This window comes from Microbacterium sp. NPDC058389 (assembly GCF_042722305.1).
Classification (GTDB): domain Bacteria; phylum Actinomycetota; class Actinomycetes; order Actinomycetales; family Microbacteriaceae; genus Microbacterium.
On the sequence record NZ_JBHXJQ010000005.1, the window covers coordinates 72,833 to 87,111 of the forward strand.

Genomic DNA, 14,279 nt, shown 5'->3' on the forward strand with positions numbered 1-14,279 from the left:
TGCGGCATCCCTCTTCCGAACACGACACGACGCAACGAGAGAACGAGACTCACATGACGATGACCCCCGAACAGGCGGCCTGGTTCCAGGGCACCTTCGCGCGACTTGTCGACAACGTCGACCAGGCCCTCATGGGCAAGCGCGAGGTGGTGGGACTGGTGCTGTCGGCGATGCTCGCCGAGGGCCACGTGCTGCTCGAGGACGCCCCGGGCACGGGCAAGACGAGCCTCGCCAAGGCTCTCGCGGCCACGGTTCAGGGCAGCAGCACGCGCATCCAGTTCACTCCCGATCTGCTGCCGTCTGACGTGACCGGCGTCACGATCTACGACCAGACGTCGCGCCGCTTCGAGTTCCACCGCGGCCCCGTGTTCGCGTCGATCGTGCTCGCGGACGAGATCAACCGCGCCTCGCCGAAGACGCAGTCGGCGCTCCTGGAGGTCATGGAGGAGTCGCGGGTCACCGTCGACGGCGTGGCGCACGAGGTCGGCCGCCCGTTCCTGGTCATCGCGACGCAGAACCCTATCGAGCAGGCCGGCACGTACAAGCTGCCCGAGGCACAGCTCGACCGCTTCCTCGTGAAGACGTCGATCGGCTACCCCGACCTCGCGGTCGCCGAGCGCATCCTCGCGGGCGCGGCCGACCGCAACCCGTCGGCACACCTGCCGGCGATCATCACGACCGGTGCGGTGGCCGACATGGCCGACCTCGCCGGCACGGTGCACGTCGACCCGGCGGTGCTCCGCTACACGGCGCAGCTGGCCGAGGCCACGCGCGACGACAAGGCGACGCGCCTGGGAGTCTCGGTGCGCGGATCGCTGGCGATGGTGCGGATCGCCAAGGTCTTCGCCGCAGCCCAGGGACGCCACTTCGTGCTGCCCGACGACGTCAAGACGCTTGCGGGCCCGGTGTGGACGCACCGAATCGTGCTCGACCCCGAGGCCGAGTTCGGCGGCACGTCCGCCGAGACCGTCGTCGCACGCGTGCTCGAGTCCGTCGCGGCGCCGCAGGCGAGGTCCGCGGCCTGATGGCGACGGAGGCACTCGGGTCGCAGGCCGCGGCACAGGATCGCAGCGCGGGGTACGGGCAGCTCGCGCTGACCGTGCTGCGCGCCATCGGTCGTGTGCTCGGCCGCGTGTTCGGGGTCGTGCGCCCCGTCGCCTGGGTGCTCATCGCCGCGACGGTCGCGCTGTGGATCGCCGGCCGGTCGCTCGGCTGGTGGGAGCTCACCGTCACCGCGGTCGTCGTCGGCACGGTGCTGCTGCTGTGCCTGCTCTTCCTCATCGGCCGCACGGCCTACGAGGTGTCGCTCGACCTCAACCGCACGCGCGTCGTCGTGGGGGAGCGGGCGGTCGGCGCGCTCACGCTGTCGAACACCGGCACGCGCGCCATCCTGCCCTCGCGGGTCGTGCTGCCGGTCGGCAACGGGCGCGGCGTCTTCGACGTGCACCGCCTCGCGCCCGGCGAGGCCGCCGAGGAGCTGTTCGCCATCCCGACGTCGCGCCGGGCCGTCGTCAAGGTCGGTCCCGTCAGCGTCGTGCGCGGCGACCCGCTGGGCCTCTTCGAGCGGGTGCACCGGCGCGACGAGCCGGTCGACCTGTTCGTGCACCCGCGGACCGTGCTGTTCGACGGGCAGTCGCTCGGCTTCCTGCGCGACCTCGAGGGCCTGCCCGCCACCGACCTGTCGCCCGACGACGTGTCGTTCCACGCGCTGCGCGAGTACCAGGCCGGCGACGACCTGCGTCACGTGCACTGGAAGTCCACCGCGCGCACCGGGCACATCATGGTGCGCCAGTACGAAGAGACCCGCCGGTCGCACTTCGTGATCGGCCTGTCGACGAGCCCCGGCGACTACCGCGACGACGAGGAGTTCGAGCTGGCGATCTCGGTCGCGGGCTCGCTGGGCCTGCGAGCGCTGCGTGATTCGCAGCGCGTGGAGGTGCGCGTGCAGGAGCGGGCGCTGCCGGCGGCGACCGGCAAGCAGTTCCTCGACGCGCTGTCGGGCCTGGAGCATTCCCGTTCGCGTGCGGGCGGCATCGTCGAGCTCGCGGGCTCGGTCGCCGCGACCCTGGCGCTGGCGAGCGTCGTCGTGCTGGTGTGCGGCAGCAAGGTCGACGCGAACGACCTGCGCACCGCGTGCAGCCGGCTGCCGTTCGGCGCCCGCGTGCTCGCGGTCGTCGTCGCTCCGGCCGGCACCCCGCCCGCCCTGCGTCGCATCGGCGACGCCGACGTCATCACCGTGGGCGCACTGGAGCAGCTGCCCCTCGCCCTGCGCAAGGTGCTCGCATGACCGCGCCCGCCGCCGCGACCCGCGCGGCCAAGACCGCACGCCCGACGCGTCCGGCACGGCCCGCGCCCGAACCGCTCTCGCGCCGCCGCTGGATCCTCGACCTCGTCGCCGTCTCGGTGCTGCTGCTGATCCCCGTCGTCGGGTTCTGGCCGACGTTCGACGGCCCCCGCTACCTCGTCGCGGCGCTGGGCGGACTCGTCCTCGGCATGGGCATCGCGGTGCTCGGCCGGGTGTTCCGCTGGGGCGTCCTCGCCGTCGCCGCCGCGACGATCGTGGTGTACTTCCTCTTCGGCGGCGCGCTCGCCCTGCCGGCGACGACGGTCGCGGGCGTCGTGCCGACCGTGCAGACTCTCGGCCTGCTGGCGCTGGGCTCGGTGATGTCGTTCAAGCAGCTGCTCACGACGATCGCGCCCGTCGCGGCCGACGACGGCCACCTGGTCGTCCCGTTCCTGCTCGCGCTCGTGGCCGCCGTGCTCACGACGTCGTTCGCGCTGCGACTGCGCAGCGCCGCGTGGGCGCTCATCCCGGCCGCCGCGTTCCTGGGCGCCGAGATCGCGCTGGGCACGTCGCAGCCGTTCGTCCCGGTGGTCCAGGGCGTCGTGTTCGGCCTCGTCTCGGTGGTGTGGCTCGCCGTCCGCCAGGCGTGGCTGCCGCAGGCGGCCGCCGTCTCCGTCGGCGAGGCGGGGGCATCCCGCGGGGCCGGCGTCCGGCGGGTTCTGCTGGGGGCCGGGGTCGTCGCGCTCGCGGGTGTCATCGGTGTCGCGACGAGCGCGTTCGCCGCGCCGCAGTCGCCCCGTTACGTGCTGCGCGACGTCGTGATCCCGCCGTTCGACGTGCGTGAGTACGCCAGCCCGCTGCAGTCGTACCGTGCGTACGTGCGCGACCACGCCGACGACACGCTCTTCACCGTCACGGGTCTGCCCAAGGACGCCCGCGTGCGCCTGGCGACCATGGACGAGTACAACGGCATGGTCTACAACGTGTCCGACAAGGGCGCGGGCTCGTCCGGCGCCTTCTCGCAGGCGCGCACGAACATGTCGGCCGAGGCGAAGGGCGTCGAAGCGACGGTGCGGGTCGAGATCGGCGACCTCGAGAGCGTGTGGATGCCGGACGCCGGCGCCGTCCGCAGCATCACGTTCGACGGCGACCATGCCGACGACCTGCGTCGCACCGCCCACTACAACGAGTCCACCGACACCGGTGTGGTGACCGCCGGTCTCGGCAAGGGCGACGCGTACACGCTCGACAGCGTGATCCCGTCGGTTCCCAGCGACGAGCAGCTCGCGAAGCAGAAGTTCGCGCCGGTGTCGCTCCCGAAGCAGGAGGGCGTGCCGAAGGACCTGGCCGATGTCGCGTCGACGGCGGTGGCCGAGGCATCCACTCCCCTCGAGCAGGTGCGCGCACTCCAGCAGTTCCTGTCGGAGGACGGCTTCTTCAGCCACGGCCTCGAGGGGCAGCCGCTGTCGCGCGCCGGCCACGGCGCGGAGCGCATCGCGACGCTGCTCGGCTCGCAGCAGATGGTCGGCGACGACGAGCAGTACGCGACCGCGATGGCGCTGATGGCTCGCGAGCTCGGCATCCCCGCGCGCGTCGTGATGGGGTTCTACCCCGACGAGGACCAGGCCGGGGGCGCCGTCTTCGAGGCCAATGGCGACAACCTGCACGCGTGGGTCGAGGTCGCCTTCGACAAGGCCGGCTGGGTCCCGTTCGACCCGACGCCGCCCGAGGACCAGGTCCCGAGCGACCAGACCACCAAGCCCAAGGCCGATCCCAAGCCGCAGGTGCTGCAGCCGCCGCCCCCGCCGCAGGAGCCGGTCGACCTGCCGCCGACGGTGGCCGACGACCGTGGCGCAGAGGATGAGGACGGGTTCGACTCGGCCCTGCTGTGGATGATCGTGACGATCGGGGTGAGCGCCCTCGGCGTGCTCGCCCTGCTGCTGGCCCCGTTCATCGTGATCGGCGTGATGAAGGCCGCGCGCCGTCGCAAGCGCCGTCAGGCCGAGCGCGCCGCCGACCGGATCAGCGGTGGCTGGGACGAGCTCGTCGACCGCGCGTCCGACCTCGGAGCCCCGGTGCGCCCCGGTGCGACGCGGCAGGAGGACGCCGGCGTGCTGACGTCCGCGTTCGCCGAGCCCCGTGTGGCGACCCTCGCGCACCGCGCCGATATCGAGGTGTTCGGTCCCACCGAGCCCACGCCGGCCGACATCGACGCGTTCTGGGCGGAGGTGGATGCGCTCGTCGGGGGGATGGGTCGCACCCGCTCGTTCTGGCGCCGCCTGCGTGCGCGCCTGAGCATCCGCACCCTTCTCGAGGGCACCCGGTTCGCGCTGCCGCCGCGCAGCGCCGCCGACGCCCGCCGCGCACCCGAGCGCGCCGACCCCCCAGCACAGGAGAACGAATGACCAACAGCCCGTCAGGCGTCGAGGCCCCGGCGTCCCTCGGGCGCCGTGTGGGCGCTTTCGCGATCGATCTCGCGATCGGATACGCGCTGGGCGCACTGCTGATCGGCATCGCGGTCGGCATCGTGCTCGGTGTCGGCCCGGGGTGGCGCCCCGAGGCGCTGGCATCGTTCGTGCTGCTGGCGTACGCGCTCATCAGCCTGCTGCTGCTCGCGTGGGCGCTGGTGTACACGGCCATGCAGGGCGGTCGCGGCTCGATCGGGCAGCGTGCGCTGCGCGTGCGGCTGCAGGACGCGGCGACAGGCGGCCCGATCGGCTTCTGGCGAGCGGTGTGGCGCAACATCGTGTTCGGTGCGAGCTGCGCGATCGTCGTCGGCTACTTCACTCCGCTGTTCGACCAGAGCGGTCGCCGCCAGGGGTGGCACGACCTGGCCGCGAAGGCGGCCGTCGTCGACGCGCAGGCACCGGCGCCCGCCGCCTGGCCGGTCGCGCCGGGCACCCGTGCAGCGACGGCGAACCCGTACCTGCCGCCGCCGACCGGGATGCCGGTGGCCACGCTCGCGCCGCCGGCAGCCGTTGCGCCGCCCGCACGTGCGGCGCAGGCACCCGTCTCGGCACCCGCAGCCGGCGTCGCGCCGCTGGACGACGACGCCGTCGGCGCCACAGAGCTGCGCCCCTCGGCGCCCCCGGCCGCTCCGGGCTGGTCCACGCAGAGCGCCCGCGCCGCGGGTGTCACACCGCCCGCGGCCGCAGCGCGCCCGGCGGCGCCCTCGGGCGTCATCGCCGAGGTGCCGTGGCACACGTCGTCGTCCGCCGCCGCGGCGATCGCGAAGACGCCGCCGGAGTTCCCCGAAGAGACGACGCCGTTCCCCGCGGCGACCACGACCGAGCCGCTGGACCCGATGTCGGCGCTGTTCGGCACCGCCGCCGGCCACGGCCCTGACCCCGCGCCGATCGCAGCGCCTCCGGTGTCGGCGCCGGTGGTCGCGCCGCCCCACCTCGCACCGGTCGTCGCGCCCGTGCCCGTGCCGGCCCCGGCCCCGGCCCCGGCGCCTGTCGTCGTCCCCGCGGCGCAGGCGGCATCCGTCCCCGCGGCCCTCGCCGACGACCTCGACGCGACCCGCATGGCCGTGGCGCCGCCGGCTCAGCGCGCGGCGCTGTACCCCGACGCGCCCGTGATCGCCGTGCTGACGTGGGACGACGGCACGCGCATGGCCGTGTACGGCCGCACGCTGTACGGCCGCAACCCCGCCGGCGAAGCGGGTGCCGTGGCGATCGCGGTGCGCGACGAGACGCTGTCGCTGTCGAAGACGCACTTCGAGATCGGCGGCGACCCGGCGGCCGCGTGGATCGTCGACCGCCACTCGACGAACGGCACGATCCTGGTGCGCGACGGCGGACGCATCCCGCTCGTCGCAGGGGTGCGCACGAACCTCCGCACCGGCGATCGTCTGGAGTTCGGCGACCGCGCCGTGACGGTGGGTGGCGCATGATGGCCGAGTTGCCCGCACCCATCGTCGTCGCGTCCGGCGCGGCGACCGACCCGGGTCTGCGCCGCCGCATCAACGAGGACTCGTACCTCGCGCAGGCGCCGCTGTTCCTCGTCGCCGACGGCATGGGCGGCCACAACGCGGGCGAGGTCGCCAGCGCGGCCGTGGTCGACGTCTTCGCGCGTCTGGCGGGACGCCCGAGTCTCACGCAGGACGACATGCACGAGGCGCTGGCCACGGCCCGTCGCCGTGTCGCCGCATTGCCGGCCGGCGGGGGAGCGGGCGCCGGTACGACACTCGCCGGCGTCGTCGTCGCCGACATCGACGGCGACGGCTACTGGCTGGCCGTCAACCTCGGCGACTCGCGCACGTACCGCCTGAGCGACGGCCACTTCGAGCAGGTGAGCGTCGACCACTCGTACGTGCAGGAGCTGGTGGATGCCGGCGAGCTGGCCGCCGACGAGGCCCACCGCGATTCGCGCCGCAACGTCATCACCCGGGCGATCGGCGCCGGCAGCGACGCCGCGGCGGACTACTGGCTGATCCCCGCCGAGGAGGGCGATCGCATCCTGGTCTGCTCGGACGGGCTGTCGGGCGAGCTGGAGCAGGATGCGATCCACGGCATCCTGCTCGCCGAGACCGATCCGCAGGCGGCGGCGACGCGGCTGGTGCACGAGGCGATGGTCCGGGGCGGGCGCGACAACATCACGGCGGTCGTGGTCGACGCGCTCGCGGTGCGCAGCCGGACCGACCGTCCGAACGAGCGCGATACGGTTCCGGTAGGTGCGCCTGCCGTCGCCGCCGATTTCGACATCGACGCCGACACCCTCCCCCGGGCCGCCGTCACTGGAGGTTCCTGATGCCGATGCTGTACGCCCCCGGCTCGACACCCGTCGCGGTGACGCCGCGCGGATTCGCGGTGTTCGAACACGGCGCGTCCGCCGCGCTGCTCACCCGGGTGCGGTCGGTCGTGGCGGAAGGGCGGGGCCTCGGCGGTGTCATCGAGTCGCTCACCGGCGCGTACGGTGCGTCGCTCACGGCGATCCCGGCGTTCGCGGTCGCGCTCGTCGAGGGTGACTCCGTGCGCATCGCGGTGCGCGGCGACTTCGCCTTCGACGTAGACGCGGATGCGCCCGAGCGCGTGTCGGGCGCCGGCGTCACGACGTGGACCGAGCGAGTCGTGCGCGGTGTGCGGCGCGTGACCCTGCAGTCGGGTGCGGGCGAGGGTGCCGACCCCGCCGAGCTGCCCGTGACCGATGGCGTCGTGCTCGCATCGACGATCGTGTGGGATGCCGCGACCGCCGCCGTGCCGGTCGTCCCTGCCCCTGCGGCCACTGCTCCTGCTCCCGTGCCTGAGCCGGTTTCGGCCCCCGCCCCCGTCGCACTGCCGGCTGTGCTCGCGCCGGTCGTGGAGGCCCCCACGGCCGCGCCGGTCGCGGCGGCGCCGGTCGCGGCGACGCCTGTGGCGGTCGACGCGGTCCCTGCGACCAGGCGGGGTGCGGCATCCACTTCTCCCTCGCCGGAGCCGGCGGGCAACGTGCCGGGGTTGATCGACTCGAGCACCGTGCAGACGGTGGCGGGCGACGAGACGCTGCTGCCCGAGGACTCCGAGCTGTCGCAGTCACGGCCCGAGACGTCCGCTGCCGGGCCGGTCGGAGGCGACGCCTCGTCGACCACCGGACACGACCCGCTGTGGGGTGCGACGGTGGTCCGCCCCGTCGAGGACGTTCCCGCGGCTCCCGCGCCGGGCGACCACGACGGTGCGACGATCTCGCTCGCCCAGGCCAGGGCGCTGCGCGCCGGCCGTGAGGCAGCCGCCGCCGCGGAGGCTCCGACGTCGACCACGCCGCCGCTGGCCCCGCCGCGTCCGCCGGCGCCCGGCCGCATCCGCGTCTCGACGGGACAGGTGCTGCTGCTCGACCGCACAGTCGTGATCGGCCGCCGGCCGCGGTCCACCCGGGTCAGTGGCACCGACCTGCCGCACCTGGTGGCCGTCGACAGCCCGCAGCAGGACATCTCGCGCAGCCACGTCGAGCTGCGCGTCGAGGGCGAGAGCATCGTGGCCACCGACCTGCGCACCACGAACGGCACCACGCTGCTGCGCACGGCCGCCGACCCGATGCGGCTGCACCCGGGCGAGGCGACGGTCGTGATCCCGGGCGACGTGCTCGATCTGGGCGACGGCATCACGGTCGCGATCGAGGGGCTCTCCTGATGGCCAAGCGCGCACCCATGGCGCCGCCGGACCTTCCCGGCTTCACGTACGTCGACCTGCTCGGGTCGGGCGGATTCGCCGACGTGTACCTGTACGAGCAGGCGCTGCCCAAGCGCCGCGTCGCGGTCAAGGTGCTCCTCACCGACCGCATGTCCAGCGACTCGGTCGAGGAGTTCACCGCCGAGGCCAACGTCATGGCGATGCTCTCGACGCATCCAGCGATCGTGACGATCTACCAGGCAGGCGTCGCCCGCGACGGGCGCCCGTACCTGGTGATGGAGTACTGCCCGCGGCCCAACCTGCAGGTGCGCTACCGGCGCGAGCCGTTCTCGATCGCAGAGTCGCTGCGGGTCGGCGTGCAGGTGGCGGCGGCCGTCGAGACGGCGCACCGCGCGGGCGTGCTGCACCGCGACATCAAACCCGCCAACATCCTCGTCACCGAGTACAACCGGCCGGCGCTCACCGACTTCGGCATCGCGTCCACGACGAGCGCGGCGGCGGAGTCCGCAGGCCTGTCGATCCCGTGGTCGCCGCCGGAGTCGTTCGCCGACGTGCCGCGCAGCGATCCGCGCTCCGACGTCTACGCCCTCGGCGCGACCGTGTACACGCTGCTCGCCGGCCGCTCGCCGTTCGAGCTGCCCGGACAGCGCAACAGTGCCGCCGAGCTGATCTCGCGCATCGAGACGATGCCGCTGCCGCCGCTCGGCCGGCCCGACGCGCCGGCATCCCTGCAGCGGGTGCTCGATCGTGCGATGGCGAAGCCGTCGGGCGACCGGTACGAGAGCGCGCTGGCGTTCGCCCGGGCACTGCAGACGGTGCAGATCGAGCTGTCGCACTCGGTGACCCCCATCGACATCCTCGACGACCAGGCGCCGGACGACATCGAGCGGAACGAGGACGACGGCCTCACCCGCGTGCGCGGGGTCGTCAGCATCGACCCCGAGACGACGCCCGCCGCCGGCATGACCCGCCCGTCGGCGACCACCACCCCCGTCGCGCCCCGCTTCTCGGCGCCGCCCGTCACGACCGGCTTCCCGCCCGCGACGGCACCCGTGTTCGAGCCTGTCGACGGCGCGACGGTGCTGCGGGGCGCCACGTCGGCGACCGCCGACACCATGCGCCGCGACCAGGTGCCGCTTCCCGTGTCGCTGGACGAGACCGTCATGCGTGCACCCGTCCCGCTGCCGACGGCCGCCGTCGCCGACGAGGAAGACGTGGATGCCGCCCCCCGGCGTCGCCGGACCGGACTGTGGATCGGGCTCGGCGCCGCGGCGCTCGTGGTCGTCGCGATCATCGTGGGCGTGTCGCTGCCCGGGCTGCTCGGCGGCGCACCGGAGCCGAAGGCGACCGAGGCGACGACGAAGCCGCAGGACGTGATCGCGCTGACCGTGCCGGCGGTGGAGGATGTCGTCGGAACCCCGGTCGACGGCGGCGTGAAGTTCACGTGGACGAACCCCGACCCGAAGGACGGCGACTTCTACCTCGTCCAGCAGGTCTCGCTGACCGACACCCATGCCGAGCAGGAGCCCGTCACGGCGGCTGAGATCACCGTGCCGGCCGCGGCGTCCGGGCAGACCTGCATCGACGTGCTGCTCGTGCGCAGGAACGGCACGCAGCACGACCCCGACGACCCGACGCGGGGGTGCACGCCGTGACCCCGCCCGCTGCCGACCAGCTGAGCGTCGAGTTCGCCGGTGAGGAGTTCGAGGTCGAACCCCATCAGGTGTTCACCGTCGGCCGCGAGGGCGACCTCGCGATCGACGACAACCTGTTCCTGCACCGCAACTTCCTGACGATCCAGAACGTCGAGGGGCTGTGGCTGCTGTCGAACGTCGGCACGCGACTGTCGGCGACCGTCACCGACACGGGCGGGCGGGTGCAGGCGTGGCTCGCGCCGGGTGCGCGGCTGCCGCTGGTGTTCGCCGCGACCACCGTGATCTTCAGCGCGGGGCCGACGACCTACGAGCTGACGATCCACGCCGCCGAGCCGACGTTCCGCGAGACGCAGCCGCCGCTCGGGGACGACGACGACGGGCTCTCGACGATCGGCGAGGTGCCGCTCACGCACAGCCAGAAGGTCATGATCCTCGCCCTCGCCGAGCCGGTGCTGCGCCGCGAGGGCACCGGCATGAGTGAGCTGCCGACATCGGCTCAGGCCGCCGAGCGCCTGGGCTGGACCCTCACGCGCTTCAACCGCAAGCTCGACAACGTGTGCGACAAGCTCGATCGCGCCGGCGTGCCGGGCCTGCGCGGCGGGGTGCGGTCCTACGCCACCAACCGGCGGATCCGCCTGGTGGAGCACGCGGTCGCCGCACGCATGGTGGCGCGCGAGGACCTGCCGCTCCTCGACCTCGAGCACGACTCGGCGCTCGGTTCCGACGACGACTGACGGCTTCGCCGGGTGCGACCGCCCGTGCCGCCGGTCAGCGCCCGGCGTCGTAGAGGTGGCGGCCGCCGTGGCTGACGACCTTGACCACGATGCCCCTGCGGTGCAGCTCGGTGACGGTGCGGGTCTCTTCGTCGATGTCGCGTCCGAGCGCGTGCACGTTGGCGACGACCACCACGTCGCCGCGTGTCAGGCGGCCGAAAAGTCGCGTCAGGCGCTCCTCCCACGACTCCAGCGTCTCGGGGGCGGGGTGCCGGAAGCCTTCGATCGGCACGCCGAACCGTGTCAGGTCGTTGCGCTGCTCGACCACCGACGGCATGTCGTCGCGGGCGATGACGAGTCCGACCAGACGGGATCCGGCCGGGCGTGCGAGCCACCAGGTGCGGTCGCCCTGCAGCTCGGTGAAGCACTTGGGGCATTCGGCCGCGGTGTGCGGAAGCGTCAGCGGCGCAGTGTCGGGCGTGACGGCATCCGATCGCGTCTTCGGTGTCGTGTCGCTCATGTGAGTGCCCCCTTGCTCGGCCCCCATTGTCTCACCCGGCCGGACCTCAGTCGTCGCCCAGGCGCAGCTCGACGCTGAGCTGATCGGCGTCGAGCTCGGCCAGCGCGTGGCGCAGCGCGGCGGTGCTGTACGCGCCGCCGTGGCTGAGCTGCTCCAGCTCGGCGCGCATCGCGGTGATCGAGGCGAGCCGCAGCTCGAACAGCTCCGCGGGGTCGATGTTGCTCAGCTCCTCGCGGGGCGGCTGTGCGAAGCGCGCGCGCTGCGCCATCAGCTCGGGCGAGAACGGGCGTCCGTCACGGCGCTTCAACTCGGGATCGTGAAGCGCGGATGCCGCCGCCACACGAAGCTCGTCGTCCAGGCGTCCGATCTCGCGCTGCAGGGCGCCGTCCCCGGCGGCGACCGGGAACTTCAGCACCTTCACGAGCCACGGGAGCGTGGAGCCCTGGATCGCGAGGCTGCCCGCGGCGACAGCGAACGCGACGAGCACCAGCAGCTCGCGGGACGGGGTGTCACGCGGAAGGGTCTGCGCCGCGGCGAGGGTGACGACTCCGCGCATGCCGGCCCACACGATGACGGTGCCGTGCTTCCAGCCGAGCGGCTCGGACTGGTAATAGTCGATGTCCTGCAGTGCGGTGGTGACCCGCCGCCGCATCGACGACACGCGCCGCTGCGTGCGCTCCTCGTCCATCGGAGCGCCCGGTCCTCCGCGGCGCCGGCCGCGTCGGCGCTCGCGGGAGCCTCCGCGCTCACCCGCGCCCGGGCCGCCCGGCGGGAGGACGACCGTGCCGTCCGCGATCTGGTCGAGCCGGTCGTTGAACGACTCCAGCCGCTCCTTCGACTGCTGCTTGCGGGCCGCACGGCGGGTCTGCAGCCACACCAGCAGCGACACGTACGCCGTGCGGACCACCATGATCACCACGAACGCGAGCGCGGCGATCTCCAGTCCGGTGCCGAGACCGTTGTGCTTGGCGAAGTTGTCGGTGACGATCTGCTTGAGCTCGAGGCCCATGATGAGGAACACCGCGCCTTCGAGCATGAGTTCGACCGTGCGCCAGGTGAGTTCGTCCGATCGGCGCTGCTCGGGCGAGAACCGTCGTGCGGCACCCTGGCCCGTGACGATGCCTGCGACGACCGCGGCCACGAGCCCGGACCCGCCGAGGTGCTCGGTCGGCAGGTACGCGACGAACGGCACGACGAACCCGATCGCCGTGTTGGCGGCGGCGTGGTGCACGAGGGCGCGCAGCCTCAGGTTGAGCCAGCCGACGACGCCGCCGACGACGAGGGCGATGAACACTCCCCACGCGAACGCGGGCAGAAAGCCGAAGGCGGCGTCGGTGGCCTCGACGCCGGCCTCCCCCGCGGAGCCGCTCGACACCGCGAACGCGGCCGAGGCCACCATCGTGCGCATGAGCACCAGGGCGGTGGCGTCGTTGAGCAGGCTCTCGCCCTCCAGCATCGTGACGACGCGCCCCGAGATGCCGAGGCGCTTGACGATCGAGGTCGCCACGGCGTCTGTGGGGCTCAGGATCGCGCCCAGCGCGACGCCGAGGAAGATGTCGACGCCCGGGATCAGCCAGTGGAACAGCATCCCCAGCGCGCCGGCGCTGATCAGCACCAGCACGAACGACAGCCCCGCGATCGCGCCGAAGTCGCGGCGGAACTCGATCGCGGGGATCGAGACGGCCGCCGAGTACAGCAGGGGCGGCAGCACGCCGATGAGGATCCACTCGGGGTCGATCTCGGGCACCTCGACGAAGGGCAGGAGCCCGACGACGATGCCGACGACCACGAGGATCAGCGGACCCGCGATCCTCACCTTCGGGGCGATGGCCGTGGCGACCGCGATCGCGATCACGGCCAGGATCACGACGACCAGCGCTTCCATGGCCTAGAGCCTATTGCGCGGCCCGGTGCGTGACGGATGTCAGCCCAGGACGCCGAGCGCCTTCACCGCGTCGCGTTCGGCGACCAGCTCCGCAACAGAGGCGTCGATGCGGGCGCGGGCGCGGTCGTCGATGTCGAGGCCCTCGACGATCTCGTACCCCTCGCCGTGCGAACGCACCGGGAACGAGCTCACGAGTCCCTCGGGCACGCCGTACTCGCCGCGCGAGACGACGGCGGCCGACGTCCACGTGCGGTGGAGCGTGCCGAGCTGCTCGTCGCGCACGTGGTCGATCGCGGCGTTCGCGGCCGAAGCGACCGACGACGAGCCGCGCACCTCGATGATCTCCGCGCCCCGCTTCGCGACCCGGGGGATGAAGGTGTCGTCGAGCCACCGGGTCGCCGCCTCGTGCCCGCCCAGTCGCTCGGCCAGCGCGTCGACCACCATCGTGTCGCGCGAGTCCACGACGGCGTGCGCGACGTCGGGGAACTGCGACGCCGAGTGGTTGCCCCAGATCGTCACGCCCTCGATCCGGTCGGCACCCCGTCCGAGCACCTCGGCGAGCTGGCCGACGGCGCGGTTGTGGTCGAGGCGCGTGAGGGCCGTGAAGCGCTCGGCGGGAACATGCGGAGCGGCGGATGCCGCGGCGATGAGCGCGTTCGTGTTGGCGGGGTTGCCCACCACGACCACGCGCACGTCGTCGTCGGCCACGGCGCCGATCGCGCGGCCCTGCGGGCCGAAGATGCCGGCGTTCGCCGCGAGCAGGTCGGCGCGCTCCATGCCCGCGGCGCGGGGGCGCGCGCCGACGAGCATCGCGATGCGGGCCCCGTTGAAGGCGGTGAGCGGGTCGTCGGTGACGTCCACGTCGACGAGCAGCGGAAAGGCGCAGTCCTGCAGTTCGAGGGCCGCGCCCTCGGCCGCCTTCATGCCCTGCGGGATCTCCAGCAGCCGCAGCCGGATCGGGCGGTCAGGCCCCAGCATGTCGCCCGCTGCGATGCGGAACATCAGGGCATACCCGATCTGCCCGCCGCCGCCGGTGATGGTCACGGTCGTGGGTGCGCTCGCCATGCCCTGAGCCTATGCCCGCGGCATCCACCTCCGGATCCCGCGATCTTCCG

Annotated in this window: 11 protein-coding genes; 8 read left to right on the forward strand and 3 right to left on the reverse strand. The window is 73.2% G+C overall.

Features of this window, described 5'->3' with window-relative positions:
• The first annotated feature begins 53 nt into the window (after positions 1-53).
• Genes ACFWJ8_RS08825 through ACFWJ8_RS08860 form a run of 8 tightly spaced genes read left to right on the forward strand, consistent with a single transcriptional unit; the run spans position 54 to position 10,780 of the window.
• Positions 54-1,025: an AAA family ATPase gene (locus ACFWJ8_RS08825; RefSeq protein WP_378810697.1), complete on the forward strand. Its 972-nt coding sequence runs from the start codon at positions 54-56 to the stop codon at positions 1,023-1,025.
• On the forward strand, positions 1,025-2,287 hold the full coding sequence (locus ACFWJ8_RS08830; RefSeq protein ID WP_378810699.1) for a DUF58 domain-containing protein: 1,263 nt from the start codon (positions 1,025-1,027) through the stop codon (positions 2,285-2,287). Before ACFWJ8_RS08825 ends, ACFWJ8_RS08830 begins: the two co-directional genes overlap by 1 nt.
• Positions 2,284-4,689 carry a transglutaminaseTgpA domain-containing protein gene (locus ACFWJ8_RS08835; RefSeq protein ID WP_378810701.1) on the forward strand — a complete coding sequence of 802 codons (2,406 nt, stop codon included), beginning with the start codon at positions 2,284-2,286 and terminating at the stop codon, positions 4,687-4,689. Before ACFWJ8_RS08830 ends, ACFWJ8_RS08835 begins: the two co-directional genes overlap by 4 nt.
• Complete coding sequence (locus ACFWJ8_RS08840) at positions 4,686-6,179, forward strand: RDD family protein (protein WP_378810702.1); 1,494 nt, start codon at positions 4,686-4,688, stop codon at positions 6,177-6,179. Before ACFWJ8_RS08835 ends, ACFWJ8_RS08840 begins: the two co-directional genes overlap by 4 nt.
• Complete coding sequence (locus ACFWJ8_RS08845) at positions 6,179-7,036, forward strand: PP2C family protein-serine/threonine phosphatase (protein ID WP_378810704.1); 858 nt, start codon at positions 6,179-6,181, stop codon at positions 7,034-7,036. Before ACFWJ8_RS08840 ends, ACFWJ8_RS08845 begins: the two co-directional genes overlap by 1 nt.
• Positions 7,036-8,391 (forward strand): FHA domain-containing protein, encoded by a 1,356-nt coding sequence (locus tag ACFWJ8_RS08850; protein ID WP_378810705.1) that lies wholly within the window; start codon positions 7,036-7,038, stop codon positions 8,389-8,391. Before ACFWJ8_RS08845 ends, ACFWJ8_RS08850 begins: the two co-directional genes overlap by 1 nt.
• On the forward strand, positions 8,391-10,046 hold the full coding sequence (locus ACFWJ8_RS08855) for a protein kinase (RefSeq protein WP_378810707.1): 1,656 nt from the start codon (positions 8,391-8,393) through the stop codon (positions 10,044-10,046). Before ACFWJ8_RS08850 ends, ACFWJ8_RS08855 begins: the two co-directional genes overlap by 1 nt.
• Positions 10,043-10,780: a hypothetical protein gene (locus ACFWJ8_RS08860; RefSeq protein ID WP_378810708.1), complete on the forward strand. Its 738-nt coding sequence runs from the start codon at positions 10,043-10,045 to the stop codon at positions 10,778-10,780. Before ACFWJ8_RS08855 ends, ACFWJ8_RS08860 begins: the two co-directional genes overlap by 4 nt.
• A gap of 34 nt (positions 10,781-10,814) precedes the next feature.
• On the opposite strand, the gene ACFWJ8_RS08865 is transcribed toward ACFWJ8_RS08860, so the two are convergent.
• From ACFWJ8_RS08865 to ACFWJ8_RS08875, 3 genes are read right to left on the reverse strand one after another with little or no spacing between them, the layout of a single operon-like run.
• Entirely contained in the window at positions 10,815-11,279 is a 465-nt protein-coding gene (locus ACFWJ8_RS08865; protein WP_378810709.1) for a recombinase family protein, read from the reverse strand.
• 46 nt (positions 11,280-11,325) lie between these two features.
• Positions 11,326-13,164, reverse strand: a complete 1,839-nt coding sequence (locus ACFWJ8_RS08870; protein ID WP_378810710.1) for a cation:proton antiporter — start codon at positions 13,162-13,164, stop codon at positions 11,326-11,328.
• A gap of 39 nt (positions 13,165-13,203) precedes the next feature.
• The gene (locus ACFWJ8_RS08875; protein WP_378810711.1) at positions 13,204-14,229 is read right to left on the reverse strand and encodes a malate dehydrogenase; all 1,026 of its coding nucleotides are present in this window, start codon (positions 14,227-14,229) and stop codon (positions 13,204-13,206) included.
• Between the last annotated feature and the right edge of the window lie 50 nt (positions 14,230-14,279).

What these genes read in the sequence shown, in the direction of transcription:
- ACFWJ8_RS08825 (WP_378810697.1), top strand. Translation starts at nt 54, where the DNA reads ATGACGATGACCCCCGAACAGGCGGCCTGGTTCCAGGGCACCTTCGCG.
- ACFWJ8_RS08830 (WP_378810699.1), top strand. Translation starts at nt 1,025, where the DNA reads ATGGCGACGGAGGCACTCGGGTCGCAGGCCGCGGCACAGGATCGCAGC.
- ACFWJ8_RS08835 (WP_378810701.1), top strand. Translation starts at nt 2,284, where the DNA reads ATGACCGCGCCCGCCGCCGCGACCCGCGCGGCCAAGACCGCACGCCCG.
- ACFWJ8_RS08840 (WP_378810702.1), top strand. Translation starts at nt 4,686, where the DNA reads ATGACCAACAGCCCGTCAGGCGTCGAGGCCCCGGCGTCCCTCGGGCGC.
- ACFWJ8_RS08845 (WP_378810704.1), top strand. Translation starts at nt 6,179, where the DNA reads ATGGCCGAGTTGCCCGCACCCATCGTCGTCGCGTCCGGCGCGGCGACC.
- ACFWJ8_RS08850 (WP_378810705.1), top strand. Translation starts at nt 7,036, where the DNA reads ATGCCGATGCTGTACGCCCCCGGCTCGACACCCGTCGCGGTGACGCCG.
- ACFWJ8_RS08855 (WP_378810707.1), top strand. Translation starts at nt 8,391, where the DNA reads ATGGCCAAGCGCGCACCCATGGCGCCGCCGGACCTTCCCGGCTTCACG.
- ACFWJ8_RS08865 (WP_378810709.1), bottom strand. Translation starts at nt 11,279, where the DNA reads ATGAGCGACACGACACCGAAGACGCGATCGGATGCCGTCACGCCCGAC.
- ACFWJ8_RS08870 (WP_378810710.1), bottom strand. Translation starts at nt 13,164, where the DNA reads ATGGAAGCGCTGGTCGTCGTGATCCTGGCCGTGATCGCGATCGCGGTC.
- ACFWJ8_RS08875 (WP_378810711.1), bottom strand. Translation starts at nt 14,229, where the DNA reads ATGGCGAGCGCACCCACGACCGTGACCATCACCGGCGGCGGCGGGCAG.